Here is an 18,062-nt window from a genome sequence, read left to right as displayed (position 1 = left end):
ATATAATCGGTTTTCTCCCGTTATGCCCCATTTTCCCGATTATCCACCTTTTACTGTGCCGCGAACGGGTTGGAGAAGTTTTATTCGCGGTCTGATTTATCCGTGAGTTCCTTCCTGGGTTGATTCTCCCGTTGTGCCTTCAACCGTTCTGCCTTGGCCTTGTCACTCATATCGTTACGGATCTGCGCATGGCTGATCAGCGCGAAGATAAAGCTGCCGCCGATGATATTGCCCGCCAACGTCGGGATGGCGAACGGGTAGAAGAACTCCTGCCAAGGGAGTGCGCCGCTAAACACCAGGTACAGGATCTCGACGGAACCGACCACGATATGGGTCAGATCGCAAATCGCCACCAGGTAGGTCATCAGTACGATCACCCAGATTTTGGCAGCCCTGGCCGAAGGGAACATCCACACCATCGTGGCGATGATCCAACCCGCCAGGATGCCGTTGGCAAACATCTCTCCCGGGGTGTTATGCATGATTTCCTGTGACAAGCTGGTGAAGGCCGCACGGGTATTCTCATCAAAAATAGGCATATAGATAAATGCCAGCGCGGCCAGGCCAGTGCCGAGCAGATTCCCCAACAGCACTATCCCCCACAGGCGGAACAGAATGACGAAGTTCTTCGGCGTCGGTTTATGCATGATGGGCAACACTGCAGTGACGGTGTTTTCCGTAAACAGCTGCTGGCGAGCCATGATGACGATGATAAAGCCGAAGGTATAGCCGATGTTCTCGATAAAAAATCGGCTTGGGTCGTCCGGTAGCCGTGCGTGAAAAATTCCTTTAGCTGCCAGAGAAGCCCCCATCGACAAGCCGGCGGCCAAGGCTGACAGCAATAGCGCCAGCCAGTCACGCTCCAGTTCTTTCTCCCCCTCCATGCGGATTTGTTCATGCACGGCAGCGGCGCGCGAGGGCAGTTTTTCCTCATCGACCTCAATGGTGGATTTGCCCCGATCGTGCTCTTCGCTTTCGACCTTGACGCTGTTTTCATCGCTGTTGGCTGGACGATCTGGTTTTGTGCTCAATGGTCATTCTCCTATTGGCTGATAACTAAAGCGTAGTTGCTGATGGGGCGAAGGAAAGTGCGCCGGAAAAATGATGAAAAAGTAACGAAATTTTAACGTTGATGATTTTTTCTACGCAATTTTGATCTGATGCGCAATATTACCCCTAATGGAGTACATCCAAGCCAGGCTGCGGGCTACGAGCGCACTGTGGCTTATGCTATGATTCGCTATCCCAAAGAAAAATATGAGTCCTCCATGCTGGAAGCCAAAAATCTTAGTTGTGTACGAGATGAACGAACTCTGTTTGACAGGTTGAGTTTTTTGGTGAGCCCGGGCGACATTATTCAGGTGGAAGGCCCTAATGGCGCTGGCAAAACCAGCTTGCTGCGTATTTTGGCCGGGTTGGCGCAGCCAGACGCAGGCGAAGTGCTGTGGCAGGGCGAAAATACGCGCCATCGCCGTGAGCAATATCATTTGGACCTGCTGTTTCTGGGGCACCAGCCAGGGATTAAATCCATGCTGACCCCGTTTGAGAATTTGCAGTTTTACCAGGCGGTTAGCCAGTCATCCGATCGTCAGGCCATCTGGCAGGCGTTGGAGCAGGTAGGCTTGGTCGGTTATGAGGATTTGCCGGTGGCGCAGCTTTCCGCCGGGCAGCAGCGGCGCGTGGCGCTGGCACGGCTCTGGCTCAGCAAATGCCCGCTGTGGATCCTGGATGAACCCTTGACGGCGATAGACAAGCAGGGCGTGTTGGAGCTGACCGCGCTGTTTGAGCAACATGCGCAACAGGGCGGTATGGTGCTGCTAACGACGCATCAAGATTTAACCGGTACACGGCAGGCGGTAAGGAAAATTCGCCTGACACAGACCAGCGCGGAGATCGCCTGATGTTCTTCATCATACTGCGGCGGGAACTGAAAATTGCCTTTCGTAAAGGCTCCGAGATCGTCAACCCGCTGTGGTTCTTCCTGATCGTGATCACGCTGTTTCCCTTGGGCGTTGGGCCAGAACCGCAATTGCTGGCGCGTATTGCGCCGGGGATTATTTGGGTAGCGGCGCTGTTAGCCTCGTTGCTTTCGCTGGAGCGATTGTTCCGTGATGACTACCTCGATGGCTCTTTGGAACAGTTATTGTTATTGCCAACGCAGCTGCCAATGACGGTGTTAGGCAAAGTGTGTGCTCACTGGGTAGTAACCGGGTTGCCGTTGTTGATCCTGTCGCCGTTGGTGGCGCTGCTGCTGTCGCTGGATGTGAATACCTGGATGGCGATGGCGCTGACCCTGCTGCTGGGCACCCCAACGCTGAGCCTGATTGGTGCTATCGGGGTGGCGTTGACGGTGGGGCTACGCAAAGGCGGCGTGCTGCTGAGTTTGCTGGTGCTGCCACTGTATATTCCGGTACTGATTTTCGCTACCGCGGCGATAGATGCCGCCTCGATGGGGATGCCGATCGACGGTTACCTGGCCATCCTGGGCGCGATGCTGGCGGGCAGCATCACGCTGGCACCTTTTGCCACCGCAGCTGCGTTGCGTGTAAGCGTACACTAGCTGGAAATTTAATCGCGGATGAATGCCTATAAGAGCTTTTCCGTGCGCAAGACTTTCGCCGTTCTGCCATCAGGGAGCGGTTACTGAATGATTTCTTACCGTGAGCAATGACGACAATGTGGAAATGGTTACATCAATTTGCCAAGCCGGAACGGCTGTACCATGTCTGTGGCCGCTTTGTCCCCTGGTTGGGGATAGCGGGCGCCATCTGTCTGCTGATCGGCTGGGTGTGGGGCTTCGGTTTCGCACCTAAAGATTATCAACAGGGTGACAGCTTCCGTATCATGTACATTCATGTTCCGGCGGCCATCTGGTCGATGGGCATTTATGGCTCGATGGCGATAGCGGCGTTTATCGGCCTGGTCTGGCAGATGAAAATGTCCGATACCGTGGTCGCGGCCATGGCTCCGGTCGGTGCGGTGTTCACTTTTATTGCTCTGGTCACCGGATCTGCCTGGGGCAAACCGATGTGGGGCACCTGGTGGGTGTGGGATGCTCGCCTGACCTCGGAGCTGGTGTTGCTGTTCCTTTATATGGGCATCATTGCGTTGTATAACGCTTTCGACGATCGCCGCCTGGCCGGGCGAGCCGCCGGTATTCTGGTGCTGGTAGGGGTGATCAACATTCCGATTATTCACTTTTCGGTCGAATGGTGGAATACCCTCCACCAGGGCTCAACCAATATGCAGCAGAGCATTGCGCCAAGCATGCGTTACCCGCTGCGTTGGGCGATCTTCGGTTACCTGTTGTTCTTTATTACGCTGACCTTGATGCGCCTGCGCAATCTGATCCTTTTCCAGGAACGTCAGCGCCCTTGGGTCGCCGAATTGGTTAGCAAGGAGCGTCAGTCATGAATGCTGCATTCAGTTCCTGGCAGGCGTTTTTCGCCATGGGCGGTTATGCGTTTTACGTTTGGTTGGCCGTGGCCGTAACCCTGCTTTCCCTGTTGGGGCTACTGGTCCACACCCTGTGGCAGCGTAAGCAGCTACTGGCCGAAGTCAGCCGCCAGGCGTCGCGTGAACGGCGTATCCGCCAGTCACAACAGTCAAAGCAATCCGCGGCCACACCGCAGCCTGTTAACTCGCGGGAGAAATTACAGTGAATCCACGTCGTAAAAGCCGCCTCTATCTGGTCATTGTCGTACTGATTGGCGTCGCGCTTACTGCCACGCTGATGCTGTATGCCTTGCGCTCCAATATCGACCTGTTCTATACCCCGAGCGAGATCCTGCAAGGCAAGGGTGAAAAGCATGAAAAACCGGAGGTGGGCCAGCGCCTGCGTATCGGTGGCATGGTGATGCCTGGCTCGGTCAAACGCGATCAGCAAAGCCTGCAGGTGAGCTTCAAGGTATATGATGCCCACGGAGCCATCGAAGTAACCTACAACGGGATTTTGCCGGATCTGTTCCGTGAGGGGCAGGGCGTTGTGGCACAGGGCGTGCTGGGGGAAGGTAATGTGGTCAACGCGCGTGAAGTGCTGGCCAAACACGATGAAAAATATACGCCACCAGAAGTCGCGGATGCCATGAAAGAGAATCATAAAAGCCCGGCCGCTACCTATAGCAGTTCGCCGGACGGGGGCAACAAGTCATGATGCCGGAACTTGGAAGTTTTCTGCTGTGCCTGGCGTTGGCGATTTCGTTGCTGCTGAGCATTTACCCGCAATGGGGAGCGGCGCGCCAGGATACGCGCATGATGGCGGTAGCCCGCCCGTTAACCTATGGCATGTTTATCGCCATCGCCCTGGCATTTGCCTGCCTGGTGTATGCGTTTATTACCAATGATTTTACCGTCTCCTATGTAGCCGCCAACTCCAACACCAAGCTACCGGTGTATTACCGCATTGCGGCAACATGGGGGGCGCACGAAGGTTCCCTGCTGCTGTGGGTGTTGCTGCTGAGCTGCTGGTCACTGGCGGTTGCCATGTGCAGCCGTGCAATGCCGCAGGATGCCGTGGCGCGAGTGTTGTCGGTGATGGGGATGATCACCGCCGGGTTCTTGCTGTTCATCATTATGACCTCCAACCCGTTTACTCGCACCTTGCCGAGTTTCCCGATCGACGGGGGCGATCTTAACCCGCTGTTGCAGGATATCGGGCTGATCTTCCACCCGCCGTTGCTGTATATGGGCTACGTGGGTTTCTCGGTGGCCTTTGCCTTCGCCATTGCCTCACTGATGGCCGGGCGGCTCGATACGGCCTGGGCTCGTTGGTCGCGTCCGTGGACTACGGCGGCCTGGGTCTTCCTGACCATGGGCATCGTGTTGGGATCAGCGTGGGCTTACTATGAGCTGGGCTGGGGCGGCTGGTGGTTCTGGGATCCGGTCGAAAACGCCTCCTTTATGCCATGGCTTGCCGGTACGGCCTTGATGCACTCGCTGGCGGTCACCGAAAAACGCGGGACCTTCAAAGCCTGGACGGTGCTGCTGGCGATCACGGCCTTCTCCCTGTGTCTGTTGGGCACCTTCCTGGTGCGTTCCGGCGTGCTGGTCTCCGTCCACTCGTTTGCCTCCGATCCGGCGCGTGGGATGTTTATCCTCGCCTATCTGGTGATCGTGATTGGCGGCTCGCTGTTGCTGTATGCCGTGAAGGGCGGGCAGGTGCGTAGCCGGGTGCAGCATGAAACCTTCTCGCGGGAAACCTTCCTGCTGGGCAACAACGTCCTGCTGATCGCCGCCATGCTGGTGGTGTTGCTGGGGACCTTGTTGCCGTTGGTGCATAAACAGTTGGGGCTGGGCAGTATTTCCATCGGCGAGCCTTTCTTCAACACCATGTTTACCTGGTTGATGGCACCGCTGGCGCTGCTGCTGGGCATCGGGCCGTTGGTGCGCTGGCGTCGTGACGAACCCACCAAGCTCTGGCGTCGCCTGGGCGTGGCGCTGGTGATCACGCTGGTGCTGTCAATCCTGCTGCCTTGGCTGCTGCAAGACAGTATCGTCGGCATGACGGTGGTTGGGCTGATCATGGCCATCTGGGTGATCCTGCTGACTCTGATGGAGCTGCATGAGCGAGCCACCCATCGCCACGGATTCTGGCAGGGGCTCAGGCACCTTTCCCGTAGTCATTGGGGCATGGTGTTAGGCCATCTGGGCGTGGCGGTCACGGTGATCGGGATCGCCTTCAGCCAAAACTACAGCGTTGAGCGTGATGTCCGCATGAAAGCCGGTGATAGCGTGGAAATTCACGACTATCGCTTCATCTTCCGCGACGTTCACGATATCCGCGGTTCAAACTACACCGGCGGTGTCGGGATTATCGATGTCACCCGCAACGGTAAGGCAGAAGCCACCCTGCATGCGGAAAAACGTTATTACAGCGTGGCGCGCAGCATGATGACGGAGGCCGCCATCGACGGTGGCCTGACGCGCGATTTGTACGCCGCGTTGGGTGAAGAGTTGGACGATGGCTCCTGGGCCGTGCGGCTTTACTACAAACCTTTTGTCCGCTGGATCTGGTTCGGTGGGGTGTTTATGGCGATCGGCGGCGTGCTATGTATTCTTGATCCGCGCTATCGCATGAGCAAAAAACTCAAACGTGAAGCCAAACAAGGGGGGCAGGCATGAACCGCAAACTGTTATTTATTCCGTTAATCCTGTTCCTGCTGTTGGTGGTGGCTTTGTTGGTACAGCTGACGCGTAACGCCGGCGGGGAAGATCCCACCATGCTGGAGTCTGCGCTGATTGGTAAACCGGTGCCGACCTTCAAGCTGGAATCCCTGGAACATCCAGGTAAAACCTTCGATCAGGCGGTGCTGCGCACGGGCAAACCGATATTGTTGAACGTGTGGGCGACCTGGTGCCCCACCTGTCGGGCGGAGCACGAGTATCTCAATACTCTGGCGGCCAAAGGCATCCGAGTAGTCGGGCTAAACTATAAAGACGATCGCCAGAAGGCGGTGGTGTGGCTCAATCAGTTGGGTAACCCTTATGCGCTGAGCCTGTACGACGGCGACGGCATGCTGGGGCTGGATCTCGGCGTGTATGGCGCACCTGAGACCTTCCTGATCGACGGTGAAGGCATTATCCGCTACCGCCACGCCGGGGACATGAACGAGCGTGTCTGGCAGCAGGAAGTGTTACCGCTGTACCGTAAATATGGGGGCGACGCATGAGGCTGATAACCTTACTGGTGGCGGCATTGCTAAGCTGGAGTGCTGCTGCGGCTATCGATACCTACAAATTCAATTCGGTGGAGCAGGAACAGCAATACCGTGAGTTGACCGAACAGTTGCGCTGCCCTAAATGCCAGAACAACAGCATTGCCGATTCCAACGCCATCATCGCGGCGGATATGCGCACCAAGGTGTATGAGCTGATGATGCAGGGGCAAGACAAGCAGCAGGTCATCGACTATATGGTGGCGCGCTACGGTAATTTTGTGACCTATCAACCCCCGGTGACGCCAGCAACCTTGATCTTGTGGGTCGGGCCGCTGCTGTTTGTGCTGATTGGCGGGGCGGTGGTGATACTGCGCACTCGTCAACGGCGGGCGGGCGTAGTCAACGAGGAATTCTCCGAGCAGGAGCAGCAGCGTCTTGCGGCGTTGTTGAAAGAGACTGACAGGAAGAAACCCTAATGGCTTTTTGGCTGATAATTATAGTGCTGTTGGTCGGTGCGAGCGCGTTGCTGGTCGTGCCTGCGATGCGCCAAGGCAAAGAAAGTACGGCGGCCAGCCGCGATACGCTCAACAAGGCGTTCTACCAGGATCGCCTTGACGAGCTGGCACAAGATGAAGATCAAGGGGTAGTTGCGGAACGCCCGGAGCTGGTCAAAGAGCTGCAACAGAACTTGCTGAACGATATTCCTGGGCAACCGGATGAGCAGCCTGCACGGCCTATCAATCGTTGGGCTTTAGTGCCTGGCGTGATGGTGTTGGTGGTGGTATCGGTTGGCTTTTATCTGAAAACCGGCGGTTTGGCTCAGGTTATGGCCTGGCATCAGGTAGAATCCCAAATGCCGGAACTGCGTGCGCGGGTGGCGAATGAGCGTGCCCAACCGCTGAGTATGGAAGAGATCGCCCGTCTTGGCTTGGGTTTACGCACCTCGTTGCAGGACGATGACAGGAACCTGAACGACTGGATGATGCTTGGCCGTGTCGGGATGGCGTTGAATAATGCCACCACCGCGACCCAGGCTTTTGCTCGAGCTTACAGCCTGGATCCGAGCAATATGGAAGTGCGCCTGGGCTATGCTGAAGTGCTGACGCGCTCGGGCGATCCGGAAGACAACAAGCAGGCCACCGCAATGCTGCGCACCATGGTGGCAGAAGATCACACCAACGTGCGTGTACTGAGCCTGTTGGCGTTCAACTCCTTTGAGCAGGGCGATTACCAACAGGCGATCGGTGCCTGGCAGGTAATGTTGAAACTGTTACCTGCCGATGACCAGCGTGTTGCAGTGATAAAGCGCAGTATTGAACAAGCAAAAGTTCAGGTGGGCGCAGAAACTGTTAAACTCTCCGTCACTGTCACGCTGTCGCCAGAGGCGGCAAAAGCATTACCACAACAAGGAACGCTGATCGTTTCGGTTACCGATGGCACCAACCCGGTGCCGGTAGCGGTCAAGCAATTGCCACTGAGTCGTTTCCCGCTATCATTCACATTGGATGACAGCAACGCCATGATGCCTGAGCGGCTGCTCTCGGCTCAGCAGAAGGTGAAGGTGCACGTCAGGCTGTCACAGGATGGTTTGGCAACGCCACAGGCGGGCGACTGGTTTGGCGATAGTACGCTGCAAGCCTATAGCGGCAAGGAACAGGTCAGCGTTCAGATAGATAAACAGGTTCCCTGATAAAAAAGAATCCAAGGGTTTTCATGGAGATAAATATGAACTTTCGCCTGACTGGGCTGGCTTTCGCAACGGTGTTATTGGTAGGCTGTGCCAGCTCGCCTGGTGACGATCCGCAAGGGCGTTCCGACCCTCTTGAAGGGTTTAACCGGGCGATGTTTAACTTCAACTATAACGTGATGGATCCCTACGTGCTGCGCCCGGTTGCGGTGGCATGGCGTGATTACGTCCCGATGCCTGCGCGTAATGGCTTGAGCAACTTTACTTCCAACCTGGAAGAGCCGGCCAGCATGGTGAACGAATTTCTGCGTGGTAACCCTTATCAGGGCATGAAGCACTTCAACCGTTTCTTCCTCAACACCCTGTTGGGGATGGGCGGGTTGATCGACGTGGCCAGTATGGCTAACCCGAAACTGGCGCGTGAAGAACCACGCCGCTTCGGTGGCACCTTGGGGAACTACGGCGTAGGTTACGGCCCGTATGTCCACTTACCGGTCTACGGCAGCTTCACTATTCGTGAAGACGGTGGCGATTGGGCGGATAGCGTTTATCCGGTGCTGAGTTATCTCACCTTCTGGATGTCGGCGGGGAAATGGGTAGTGGAAGGGGTTGAAACCCGTGCTCAACTGCTGGATTCCGATGGGTTGCTGCGCAACTCTTCCGATCCCTATGCGATGGTGCGTGACGCCTATTTCCAACGCCATGACTTCCTGGCGAATGGCGGGGTGCTCAAGCCGCAGGAAAACCCGAATGCCAAGGCGATCCAGGGCGATCTGGACGAGATCGACTCCGCCAACTAAGGATTGTTCTTTCAACTTATCCTGTGGTGAATACCGTTTGAAAAAGGATCCCGGAAGTGTAGGGATCCTTTTTTATTTATGTAAATGATAATCATTTTTATTGATGATTTTCTGGGATGGCGCGGCAGTAAATGCTAAAATCTGCGCCAGGCGACTGCCGCTGGTGACTTGGAAGGCAGAGCCCGTGGCTTGGGAACCGGCTTGTGTGGCACAAGGAACGTTTATAGCGGATTGCAGCATCATCTTTACCGCGTTTTGTACCCTCTTTCCTGCCGGTTTTCTGCTGCCGCGATATTTTCGCTGTGATGCGCACGGAGAACGCCAATATGGACCTACTTTCTTCAGGCAATGCCCCTTTCTTGATCGCTCTGCTCCTGCTGCTGTTTATCGGCGTGCTGGAAACGCTGGCGGTGTTTCTCGGTGCTTCCCTTTCCAGCCATTTCGATGCGGCTATAGACTCTCATCCGGATATTACCCTGGGTGAGAACGTTTTCGCCCAGGGTCTGAGCTGGCTGCATATCGGGCGCTTGCCGCTGCTGATCATCATCGTGCTGTTTCTCGGCGGTTTTTCACTGAGTGGCCTGATACTGCAATGGCTGGCAGGCGGTGAACTACCGGTGTGGCTGGCGGTGATCGTTGCCTTTATCGTCGCTGTGTTCAGCGTACGCTGGTGTGGCCGCGGCATTGCTCGCTACTTGCCACGTGACGAAAGCAACGCCGTTTCCACGGACAGCTTTATTGGCCGGATGGCAATCATGACTGGCGCAACGGCCACGGCTGGCTCCCCGGCAGAAGCCAGATTGACTGACGAGCACGGGCGTACCCATTATATTTTGATCGAGCCGGATGAGGCGGACGCCGCCTTTGTGCGTGGAGCCAAGGTGCTGGTTACGGCGCGCATCTCCGGTTCTCGCTTCAGCGGTAGCGCCAACCCTTGGCCGGACCTGCTGTGAACGCGGTTTTAACGGAATTATTTTGATAATACTGATGGAGAGGTAGCCCTAGTGATAATTAGTGATGGTCTTACGTTTTGGGGTTCGATTGCGGGTGGTATCTTTGTCGTCCTGCTGATTATCGGACTGATTTTTTCACGTCTGTATCGCCGCGCTTCGGCGGAACAGTCGTTGGTACGTACCGGTCTGGGCGGTCTCAAGGTGGTGCTGAGCGGTGGTGCCATCTCCCTGCCGGTGTTTCATGAGATTGTTGAAATCAACATGAAGACCCTGAAGCTGGAGGTCAGCCGTGCCATGCACGACAGCCTGATCACCAAGGACAGAATGCGCGTCGACGTGGTGGTGGCATTTTTTGTCCGCGTGCAACCGACCATTGAAGGGATCTCCACTGCCGCACAGACTTTGGGCCAGCGTACGCTGTCACCGGAAGATCTGCGCCAACTGGTGGAAGACAAGTTTGTTGATGCCCTACGCTCCACCGCAGCGCAGATGACCATGCAAGACCTGCAAGATACGCGCGAAAACTTCGTGCAGGGCGTGCAGAGCACGGTATCCGAAGATCTGGCGAAAAACGGCCTGGAGCTGGAAAGCGTATCGCTGACCAACTTTAACCAGACCTCGAAAGAGTATTTTGATCCTAACAACGCCTTCGATGCCGAAGGGCTGACCAAGCTGACGCAGGAAACCGAACGCCGTCGTCGCGAGCGTAACGAAGTTGAGCAGGACGTGGAGGTCGCCGTACGCGAGAAAAACCGCGATGCCATGGCACGCAAGCTGGAGATCGAGCAGCAGGAAGCCTTCATGTCGCTTGAGCAGGAGCAGCAGGTCAAGACCCGCAGCGCCGAGCAAAGCTCCCGGATCGCCACCTTCGAAGCGGAGCGCCGCCGCGAGGCTGAACAGAGCCGCATCTCCGCCGAGCGCCAGATCCAGGAGGCGGAAATCGAGCGTGAGCAGGCGGTACGGACCCGTAAGGTAGAGGCGGACCGTGAAATCCGCGTCAAAGAGATCGAGCAGAATAAAGTCACTGAAATGGCCGCCATCGAGCAGAAAAAAGTGACGGAAATCGCCGAACAGGATAAGGCCATCGCCATTGCTGCCAAGTCCGAGCAGCAGTCCCAGGCTCAGGCGCGCGCCAATGACGCGTTGACCGAAGCGGTGAAAGCGGAGCAAAACGTGGAAACCACGCGCCAGACTGCCGAAGCCGATCGTGCCAAACAGGTTGCTCTGATTGAAGCCCGTCAAGGGGCGGAAACCGAGGCGATGCAACTGACGCTGAAAGCCCGTGCGGAGAAAGAGGCCGCTGAACTGCAGGCCGCTGCCATCATTGAACTGGCCGAAGCCGCACGTAAGAAAGGCTTGGCAGAGGCGGAAACCCAGCGTGCGTTGAACGAAGCGGTCAACATGCTTTCCAGCGATCAGACCAGCCTGAAGTTCAAACTGGCACTGCTGCAGGCACTGCCGGCGATCATCGAGAAGTCCGTTGAGCCGATGAAGGCCATCGAAGGCATCAAGATCATGCAGGTGGATGGGTTGAACCGTTCTGGCGGTATCGCAGGGGCGACGGCGGCTTCGGTCGGCGGCGGCAACCTGGCCGAGCAGGCGATGTCTGCCGCGCTCGCCTACCGCACGCATGCACCGGTCATCGATTCCCTGTTACAGGAAATCGGTATCAGCGGTGGTTCATTGCAGGCGTTGACCGCTGCTTTGCCGCAGGCGCAGCCAGTTGCTCCGGTGGCGGAGCCTGACGCTGTAGTCGTTCAAGAAGAAATTACGGAACAAAAGCCGGAGTCGTATGCTCCGTCGACTGAGCACAGCATCACGACGGTAAGCCTTTCCTGAGTTACGACTGGATGGGGTTAATAGAATAAAAAACGGCGGGATAATCCCGCCGTTTTTACGTTTCTGTCCAGGAAAACAGATTAGAAACGGTAGTTGAAGCCAGCACCGTACAACCAGGCTGAACCCTTCGATTCGAAGGTATATGGGCCTTCTTTGATGGTGACTTTCTGGCCGTGCATGTAGGACACACCCACGTCGACAGAAGCGTCTTTATTGAACGCGTAAGTGGTACCGGCGCTGATCCAGGTGCGATCCTGATCCGGGATTGAGATAGAGCGGTTTTGTGCCGGAACCGGGCTATCATCGAAGGCGATACCGCCACGGAAGGTCCAGTTATCGTCGTAGAAGTAGGTGGTACCCAGCGCGATACGGTAAGCGTCACGGAAGCCTTCATGCTTCTGGAACAGCGTTTTGCCGTTGCTGTCTGTCGCTTTCAGCTCCTGGAACTGGCTCCAACTGGTGTAGGCCATGCTGTAGTGGATAGCCCACTGCTGTGCCACTTTGTTATAACCGGAGATCTCCCACATTTCTGGCAGATTCAGGGTCAGAGAACCTGGGACGTTGTTACCGTCGGTCCCCATTGGCAGGCCAAACTGCCCGAGCAGGCCGTTATAGGCGGAAGGCAGGCTGCTGCGGTAGTCACCGTCAAAGTCGATTTTCACTTCAGAGCGGTAGGTGAAGCCGTAACGGTTTCTGTCGTCTACTTGATACAAGATGCCAGCGTTCCAGCCGTAGCCCCACTTGTTACCTTCCAGATGAGAGATCTGAGTATCGGCAGGGATCCTGGCTACCTGGCCAGCCAGCGCCGGAGGCAATTTGCCGGAGCCTGCCAGCAGCAGTGGTAAATCGCCGGCGAAGCGATCGATCTTGGCTTTGGCATACACTGCATCGAAGCCCAGACCGAAGCTGAATTGTTGGTTCAGACGGTATGCGAGGCTCAGGTTGAGGTTTGCCGTGGTCAGGTCGGTAGTCCCGCCGACGGAGCCAGCGGTGTAGCCTTCGTTGTATTCGGTGGCCAGGCCATAGTTGCTGGTCACAGAACCGCCAACGGCCCATTGGTCATTCAGCGGTTGGATGTAGTGCAGGTTGGGTACCCAGGCGGTCGGGGCAATGTTCTTCGCATCCAGGCTGCGGCCTGAAGGTGAGGTGCCGGTAATGTTAACGTCTGGGTCAATAAAAACGGCGCCCGCAGAGAAAGAAGGGCGGTCAAACATCATCATGGTCGCCGGGTTACGGCTTGCTGAGGCTGCGGTATCCGCCACTGCGCCTTCGCCAGAATAGGCTCGCCCTAAACCAACTGCCGAGAACTCGTTCAGCTGGAATCCTGCGGCATACACGTTCGAAGAAATAATTGCCACTGCAGCTGCGAGAGCTGATTTAGTGAATAGGTTTTTCTGGCTCATGACCAAAACCTCATTTTATGTGTTTATTATTTAAACAATGTTACACAAAGTAACATGGAGCGCGCGATTGTAGGGTCCGTTATCAATCTGACAAATCAGACCAGTGGCTGAATTATAGGTCCGACCTGTTAAGATGTTGCAAGTTTGTTTTTGAAATATTTCCAAATTGATATCAGAAAAGAGATCCACATAACAAAAAACGACCGATACATAACAAAACTCTTATGTTTTTTTACCAGGTGGCGATTTAGTTATGTGATTTCCGTCACTTAAAATGCTTACAAAAAGTAAGGCTAGTGATTGGCAAGCCCGAGGAGTAAAATAAACACAGAATTTTGTTTATTTGCGCCAGATCATAAATGGCTATTTGGGCGAGCGTAACTGCGGCCCGTGAGGAGATTTCAACTATGTCAGATGCAATCAATAAATGTAACGCTCAGGAAACTGCGGCCTGCTGCTGTGTCGATGTCGGAACCGTGATGGATAACACCGATTGCACCGCTTCCTACAGCCGAGTGTTTGCCAATCAGCAAGATGCAGAGCAAACCCTGGCAGCACTGACTGAAAAGGCGCGCGGCGTGGAGTCCGATCCTTGTGACATCAGCAGTAGCATTAAACCGGTTGACGGCGGCGTGCAACTGGATGTGGATTTCACCTTCTCTTGCCAGGCAGAAACCATGATCTTCCAGCTCGGCCTGCGTTAATCCCGACCCGATCCCGTAGGGGCGTACTATGCGCCCCTGCTGGTATCCGCACCGCTTTACCCCCTACCAGAAAGTTGCTCCCGCTCTCAGTTTTCACTTCTGCCGGTTTGCCAAATGTAAACATTTGGTTAACAATGACCTCATCAGGTCAGACCTCTTTTTGTCCGTTGTATTGACGGCCTCTCTTCAGGAGCGTTTATGAGTAAGGCATTGCCGCTGGTTACCCGTCTCGGCGACCGTATCGCCATCGTTCAAGGGCTGCGCACCCCTTTCGCCAAGCAGGCTACCGCTTATCACGGTATACCTGCGGTCGATCTTGGCAAGACTGCGGTGAGCGAGCTGCTGGCGCGTAGCGGCATCGATCCCGCCCTGATCGAACAACTGGTATTTGGCCAGGTGGTGCAAATGCCTGAAGCGCCGAACATTGCGCGGGAAATTGTGCTTGGCACCGGCATGAGCGTGCACACCGATGCCTATAGCGTTTCACGTGCCTGTGCTACCAGCTTCCAGGCGATTGCCAACGTTGCGGAAAGTATCATGGTGGGCAGCATCAGTGTTGGCATTGCCGGTGGGGCGGATTCTTCCTCCGTGCTGCCGATTGGCGTTAGCAAGGCGCTGGCTCGTACGTTGGTGGACGTCAACAAGGCCCGCACGCTGTCGCAGCGCTTGAAACTGTTCAGCAAGCTTAAGTTCCGCGATCTGATGCCGGTGCCGCCCGCCGTGGCAGAATACTCTACCGGTCTGCGCATGGGGGATACCGCCGAACAGATGGCGAAAACCCATGGCATTACTCGCGAGCAGCAGGATGCTTTGGCACACCGCTCGCATCAACTGGCCGCCAAAGCCTGGGAACAGGGGCTGTTGCGCGATGAAGTGATGACCGCCTATGTGCCGCCCTATAAAACCCCGCTGGCCGAAGATAACAACGTCCGCAAAGATTCCAGCCTGGAGTCTTATGCCCGCTTGAAACCGGCATTCGATCGCCGCCACGGTACCGTCACGGCCGCCAACAGTACGCCGCTGACCGATGGTGCGGCAGCGGTGCTGATGATGAGCGAATCCCGTGCGAAAGAACTCGGCCTGGAGCCTCTAGGCTACCTGCGCAGCTTCGCTTTTGCCGCCATTGATGTCTGGGAGGATATGCTGCTCGGCCCTTCCTATGCTACCCCGTTGGCGCTGGATCGTGCGGGTATTACCCTGGCCGATCTGACCCTGATCGATATGCATGAAGCCTTTGCAGCACAAACGCTGGCCAACCTGAAAATGTTCGCCAGCACCGAGTTTGCCCAGCAGAAGCTGGGGCGTGAGCAGGCGATCGGCGAAGTGGATATGGAAAAATTCAACGTGTTGGGTGGCTCTATCGCCTATGGCCACCCGTTTGCCGCGACCGGCGCACGCATGATTACCCAGACGCTGCACGAGCTTAAACGGCGCGGTGGCGGTCTGGGGCTGGCCACCGCCTGCGCGGCTGGGGGATTAGGTGCGGCGATGATTGTGGAGGTGGACAAATGAGTTTCGAGAACGCATTGCACGAACAGCGTGCCAAGCCTTCGGCATTTCATCTGACCTTGCGCCCGGACAATATTGGCGTGATCACCATCGATGTGCCGGGTGAGAAGGTGAATACGCTGAAGGCGGAGTTTGTTGAGCAGATCAACGACGTGCTGCTCAAGGCGCAGCAGCTTGCCACCCTGGAAGGCTTGGTGATCCTCTCCGGCAAGCCAGATTCCTTTATTGCCGGTGCAGATATCACCATGATTGCCGCGTGCCATACGGCCCAAGAGGCACAAACGCTGGCGAAGAAGGGGCAGAGCACGCTGGCACAGATTGCCGCGTTCCCAGTGCCGGTGGTTGCCGCCATTCATGGTGCTTGCCTTGGGGGCGGGCTGGAGTTGGCTTTGGCTTGCCATAGCCGCGTCTGTTCGCTGGATGACAAAACGGCGCTCGGCCTGCCGGAAGTCCAGTTAGGCTTGTTGCCTGGCTCTGGTGGCACCCAGCGCTTACCACGCCTGATTGGTGCCAGCAAAGCGTTGGATATGATGCTGACGGGCAGACACGTTCGCGCGCGTCAGGCGCTGCGTATGGGCCTGGTGGACGAGGCCGTACCGCAATCTATTCTGCTGCAAACCGCCATTGAGCGTGTGAAACAGGGCTGGAAGTCGCGCCGTGCGTTACCGTGGCAAGAACGCCTGCTCAACGGTCCGTTAGGCAGAAGCCTGCTGTTCAGCATCGTGCGCAAGAAGACCCTGGAGAAAACCCACGGTAATTACCCGGCAGCGGAGCGTATTATTCAGGTGGTGCGCACCGGTCTGGATCAGGGTAGTGCCAGCGGCTATGAAGCGGAGGCCCGCGCCTTCGGTGAACTGGCGATGTCACCACAGTCTGCTGCATTACGCAGCCTGTTCTTTGCCTCTACGGCGCTGAAAAAAGAGCGTGGCGGGGATGCTCAGCCCCATGAATTACAGCGCGTCGGTGTTCTTGGCGGTGGTTTGATGGGCGGAGGTATTGCCTGCGTCACGGCGACTCGCGGTGGGTTACCGGTGCGCATTAAAGACGTGAATGAGCAGGGGATCAACCATGCGTTGAAATACACCTGGGATCTGCTGGGCAAACGGGTACGTAGCAAACGGATGCGTCCGGCAGAGCGTCAGAAACAGATGATGTTGATTTCCGGCAGCACCGATTACAGCGGTTTTGAACGGGTCGACATCGTGGTGGAGGCGGTATTTGAAGATATCGCGCTCAAGCAGCAGATGGTGGCCGATATTGAACGGTATGCCGCGCCGCATACCGTATTCGCCTCCAACACCTCATCATTACCGATCGGCCAAATCGCGGCGCAGGCAGCCAGGCCGCAGCAGGTTATTGGTCTGCACTACTTTAGCCCGGTGGATAAAATGCCGTTGGTCGAAGTGATCCCGCATGCCACTACCAGCGAACAAACCATTGCCACTACCGTTGCTCTGGCCCACAAACAGGGGAAAACGGCGATCGTGGTCGCCGATCGCGCTGGTTTTTACGTCAACCGTATTCTCGCCCCTTATATTAATGAGGCGGCGCGCTGCCTGCTGGAAGGCGAGCCGATCGAATCGGTGGATAAGGCTTTGGTCGATTTTGGTTTCCCAGTGGGCCCCATCATGCTGTTGGACGAAGTGGGTATCGACGTTGGCACCAAAATTATCCCGATCCTGACGGCGGAACTGGGGCCACGCTTTGCCGCTCCAGCGGCGTTCGACGCAGTGCTGAAAGACGGCCGCAAAGGGCGCAAGAATGGCCGTGGTTTTTATCTGTACCCGGCCGAGGGCAGCAGGGCACGCCAGAAGCGCAAGAGCGCAGACAGCAGCATCTATCCACTGCTGGGTATCACCGCCAAGGCGCATATTCAACATGCGGTGATCGCCCAACGCTGTATGATGATGATGCTCAACGAGGCGGCGCGTTGCCTGGATGAGGGCGTGATCCGTAGCGCTCGCGACGGTGATATCGGCGCGGTGTTTGGCATTGGCTTCCCGCCGTTCCTGGGTGGCCCATTCCGCTATATGGATGAGCTAGGCGCGGAGAAAGTGGTAAAAACCCTGCGCTATCTGCAACAGCAATACGGTGAATATTTTGCTCCTTGCGAACGCCTGCAGCGCATGGCTGAGCAGGGGGAACGCTTCTATCCGCAAGGCAGTTAACCAGCATAGCGGCCCGGTTTGCGCTACAGTTTGAGAAGGAGCCGCATTGTGATCGTCATCACTCCTTGCAATCAGGGCAATCCCGGAAGCTGTACAGGGAGATTGGGGAGGGGTAACGTAGCGTTTTGGTGGGTGGCTCACTCAGCGCTCCCAAAACTTCATAGCAACAAGGTTAAAATTTAACCCGTTGAATTGGTTGTTATGTCAGCGATGAATTTGTGTAAGGGCGCAAATGTTGTAAAAAACAGCGTTTTCTTTACGCGAACTTTCAGGCAAAATGCCCGGCCGCCATAGAGAGACGGCGCGTTATCGTTTGAAGCAGGCCTGTGTTCTTGAGTGCAAC

Annotated in this window: 18 protein-coding genes; 15 read left to right on the top strand and 3 right to left on the bottom strand. The window is 56.1% G+C overall.

Translation table 11 applies throughout. The annotated features are described in order from the left end of the window. Nucleotides 1-80 precede the first annotated feature (80 nt). Nucleotides 81-1,031, bottom strand: a complete 951-nt coding sequence (locus tag KGP17_RS18860; protein WP_021806076.1) for a formate/nitrite transporter family protein — start codon at nt 1,029-1,031, stop codon at nt 81-83. A gap of 237 nt (nt 1,032-1,268) precedes the next feature. Here KGP17_RS18860 and ccmA point away from each other — a divergent pair, with 237 nt between their 5' ends. The 10 genes from ccmA to mlaA all read left to right on the top strand — a co-directional run bounded on the left by ccmA (nt 1,269) and on the right by mlaA (nt 9,143). Continuing rightward, nucleotides 1,269-1,901, top strand: coding sequence for a cytochrome c biogenesis heme-transporting ATPase CcmA (gene ccmA / locus KGP17_RS18855; RefSeq protein WP_037375630.1), 633 nt, complete (start codon nt 1,269-1,271; stop codon nt 1,899-1,901). Further along, the gene (ccmB, locus tag KGP17_RS18850; RefSeq protein WP_021806074.1) at nt 1,901-2,560 is read left to right on the top strand and encodes a heme exporter protein CcmB; all 660 of its coding nucleotides are present in this window, start codon (nt 1,901-1,903) and stop codon (nt 2,558-2,560) included. The genes ccmA and ccmB overlap by 1 nt, the downstream gene beginning before the upstream one ends. A gap of 116 nt (nt 2,561-2,676) precedes the next feature. Further along, on the top strand, nt 2,677-3,414 hold the full coding sequence (locus KGP17_RS18845) for a heme ABC transporter permease (RefSeq protein WP_021806073.1): 738 nt from the start codon (nt 2,677-2,679) through the stop codon (nt 3,412-3,414). Further along, complete coding sequence (ccmD, locus tag KGP17_RS18840) at nt 3,411-3,662, top strand: heme exporter protein CcmD (protein ID WP_223498149.1); 252 nt, start codon at nt 3,411-3,413, stop codon at nt 3,660-3,662. Before KGP17_RS18845 ends, ccmD begins: the two co-directional genes overlap by 4 nt. Next, nucleotides 3,659-4,153, top strand: coding sequence for a cytochrome c maturation protein CcmE (gene ccmE / locus KGP17_RS18835; RefSeq protein ID WP_021806071.1), 495 nt, complete (start codon nt 3,659-3,661; stop codon nt 4,151-4,153). The genes ccmD and ccmE overlap by 4 nt, the downstream gene beginning before the upstream one ends. Next, complete coding sequence (locus KGP17_RS18830) at nt 4,150-6,120, top strand: heme lyase CcmF/NrfE family subunit (protein WP_021806070.1); 1,971 nt, start codon at nt 4,150-4,152, stop codon at nt 6,118-6,120. The genes ccmE and KGP17_RS18830 overlap by 4 nt, the downstream gene beginning before the upstream one ends. Then, nucleotides 6,117-6,668, top strand: a complete 552-nt coding sequence (locus KGP17_RS18825) for a DsbE family thiol:disulfide interchange protein (protein WP_021178627.1) — start codon at nt 6,117-6,119, stop codon at nt 6,666-6,668. The genes KGP17_RS18830 and KGP17_RS18825 overlap by 4 nt, the downstream gene beginning before the upstream one ends. Then, a complete protein-coding gene (locus KGP17_RS18820) occupies nt 6,665-7,132 on the top strand; it encodes a cytochrome c-type biogenesis protein (protein WP_223498148.1) in 468 nt (155 codons plus the stop codon). The genes KGP17_RS18825 and KGP17_RS18820 overlap by 4 nt, the downstream gene beginning before the upstream one ends. Continuing rightward, nucleotides 7,132-8,346 carry a c-type cytochrome biogenesis protein CcmI gene (gene ccmI / locus KGP17_RS18815; protein WP_021178625.1) on the top strand — a complete coding sequence of 405 codons (1,215 nt, stop codon included), beginning with the start codon at nt 7,132-7,134 and terminating at the stop codon, nt 8,344-8,346. The genes KGP17_RS18820 and ccmI overlap by 1 nt, the downstream gene beginning before the upstream one ends. 35 nt (nt 8,347-8,381) lie before the next feature. Further along, entirely contained in the window at nt 8,382-9,143 is a 762-nt protein-coding gene (gene mlaA / locus KGP17_RS18810) for a phospholipid-binding lipoprotein MlaA (RefSeq protein WP_021178624.1), read from the top strand. A gap of 72 nt (nt 9,144-9,215) precedes the next feature. On the opposite strand, the gene KGP17_RS18805 is transcribed toward mlaA, so the two are convergent. Further along, nucleotides 9,216-9,386, bottom strand: coding sequence for a hypothetical protein (locus KGP17_RS18805; RefSeq protein WP_021806069.1), 171 nt, complete (start codon nt 9,384-9,386; stop codon nt 9,216-9,218). 83 nt (nt 9,387-9,469) lie between these two features. Between KGP17_RS18805 and KGP17_RS18800 the strand changes: the two genes are divergently transcribed. Both KGP17_RS18800 and KGP17_RS18795 read left to right on the top strand, forming a co-directional pair. Further along, nucleotides 9,470-10,096 carry an OB-fold-containig protein gene (locus KGP17_RS18800; protein WP_223498147.1) on the top strand — a complete coding sequence of 209 codons (627 nt, stop codon included), beginning with the start codon at nt 9,470-9,472 and terminating at the stop codon, nt 10,094-10,096. 51 nt (nt 10,097-10,147) lie between these two features. Then, the gene (locus KGP17_RS18795; RefSeq protein ID WP_094982015.1) at nt 10,148-11,935 is read left to right on the top strand and encodes a flotillin family protein; all 1,788 of its coding nucleotides are present in this window, start codon (nt 10,148-10,150) and stop codon (nt 11,933-11,935) included. Nucleotides 11,936-12,015: 80 nt separating this feature from the next. Here KGP17_RS18795 and fadL read toward each other — a convergent pair whose 3' ends face one another. Further along, entirely contained in the window at nt 12,016-13,338 is a 1,323-nt protein-coding gene (gene fadL / locus KGP17_RS18790) for a long-chain fatty acid transporter FadL (RefSeq protein WP_179245400.1), read from the bottom strand. Nucleotides 13,339-13,745: 407 nt separating this feature from the next. On the opposite strand from fadL, the gene KGP17_RS18785 reads away from it, so the two are divergent. The 3 genes from KGP17_RS18785 (at nt 13,746) to fadJ (ending at nt 17,719) form a co-directional block, all read left to right on the top strand. Next, nucleotides 13,746-14,042, top strand: a complete 297-nt coding sequence (locus KGP17_RS18785; protein WP_021806065.1) for a YfcZ/YiiS family protein — start codon at nt 13,746-13,748, stop codon at nt 14,040-14,042. Nucleotides 14,043-14,240: 198 nt separating this feature from the next. After that, nucleotides 14,241-15,554: an acetyl-CoA C-acyltransferase FadI gene (gene fadI, locus KGP17_RS18780; protein ID WP_223498146.1), complete on the top strand. Its 1,314-nt coding sequence runs from the start codon at nt 14,241-14,243 to the stop codon at nt 15,552-15,554. Next, on the top strand, nt 15,551-17,719 hold the full coding sequence (fadJ, locus tag KGP17_RS18775) for a fatty acid oxidation complex subunit alpha FadJ (protein WP_223498145.1): 2,169 nt from the start codon (nt 15,551-15,553) through the stop codon (nt 17,717-17,719). Before fadI ends, fadJ begins: the two co-directional genes overlap by 4 nt. Nucleotides 17,720-18,062: the final 343 nt, after the last annotated feature.

Source organism: Serratia sp. JSRIV001 (genome assembly GCF_019968745.1).
Classification (GTDB): Bacteria; Pseudomonadota; Gammaproteobacteria; order Enterobacterales; family Enterobacteriaceae; genus Chania; species Chania fonticola_B.
This window is presented reverse-complemented; position numbering and strand designations above follow the sequence as displayed.

Excerpts from the sequence above, each read along its gene's own strand:
- KGP17_RS18825 (WP_021178627.1), top strand. The coding sequence starts at position 6,117 with ATGAACCGCAAACTGTTATTTATTCCGTTAATCCTGTTCCTGCTGTTG.
- mlaA (WP_021178624.1), top strand. The coding sequence starts at position 8,382 with ATGAACTTTCGCCTGACTGGGCTGGCTTTCGCAACGGTGTTATTGGTA.
- KGP17_RS18830 (WP_021806070.1), top strand. The coding sequence starts at position 4,150 with ATGATGCCGGAACTTGGAAGTTTTCTGCTGTGCCTGGCGTTGGCGATT.
- ccmA (WP_037375630.1), top strand. The coding sequence starts at position 1,269 with ATGCTGGAAGCCAAAAATCTTAGTTGTGTACGAGATGAACGAACTCTG.
- KGP17_RS18845 (WP_021806073.1), top strand. The coding sequence starts at position 2,677 with ATGTGGAAATGGTTACATCAATTTGCCAAGCCGGAACGGCTGTACCAT.
- fadJ (WP_223498145.1), top strand. The coding sequence starts at position 15,551 with ATGAGTTTCGAGAACGCATTGCACGAACAGCGTGCCAAGCCTTCGGCA.
- ccmB (WP_021806074.1), top strand. The coding sequence starts at position 1,901 with ATGTTCTTCATCATACTGCGGCGGGAACTGAAAATTGCCTTTCGTAAA.
- KGP17_RS18785 (WP_021806065.1), top strand. The coding sequence starts at position 13,746 with ATGTCAGATGCAATCAATAAATGTAACGCTCAGGAAACTGCGGCCTGC.
- ccmD (WP_223498149.1), top strand. The coding sequence starts at position 3,411 with ATGAATGCTGCATTCAGTTCCTGGCAGGCGTTTTTCGCCATGGGCGGT.
- ccmI (WP_021178625.1), top strand. The coding sequence starts at position 7,132 with ATGGCTTTTTGGCTGATAATTATAGTGCTGTTGGTCGGTGCGAGCGCG.
- KGP17_RS18805 (WP_021806069.1), bottom strand. The coding sequence starts at position 9,386 with ATGATGCTGCAATCCGCTATAAACGTTCCTTGTGCCACACAAGCCGGT.
- fadL (WP_179245400.1), bottom strand. The coding sequence starts at position 13,338 with ATGAGCCAGAAAAACCTATTCACTAAATCAGCTCTCGCAGCTGCAGTG.
- KGP17_RS18800 (WP_223498147.1), top strand. The coding sequence starts at position 9,470 with ATGGACCTACTTTCTTCAGGCAATGCCCCTTTCTTGATCGCTCTGCTC.
- fadI (WP_223498146.1), top strand. The coding sequence starts at position 14,241 with ATGAGTAAGGCATTGCCGCTGGTTACCCGTCTCGGCGACCGTATCGCC.
- KGP17_RS18820 (WP_223498148.1), top strand. The coding sequence starts at position 6,665 with ATGAGGCTGATAACCTTACTGGTGGCGGCATTGCTAAGCTGGAGTGCT.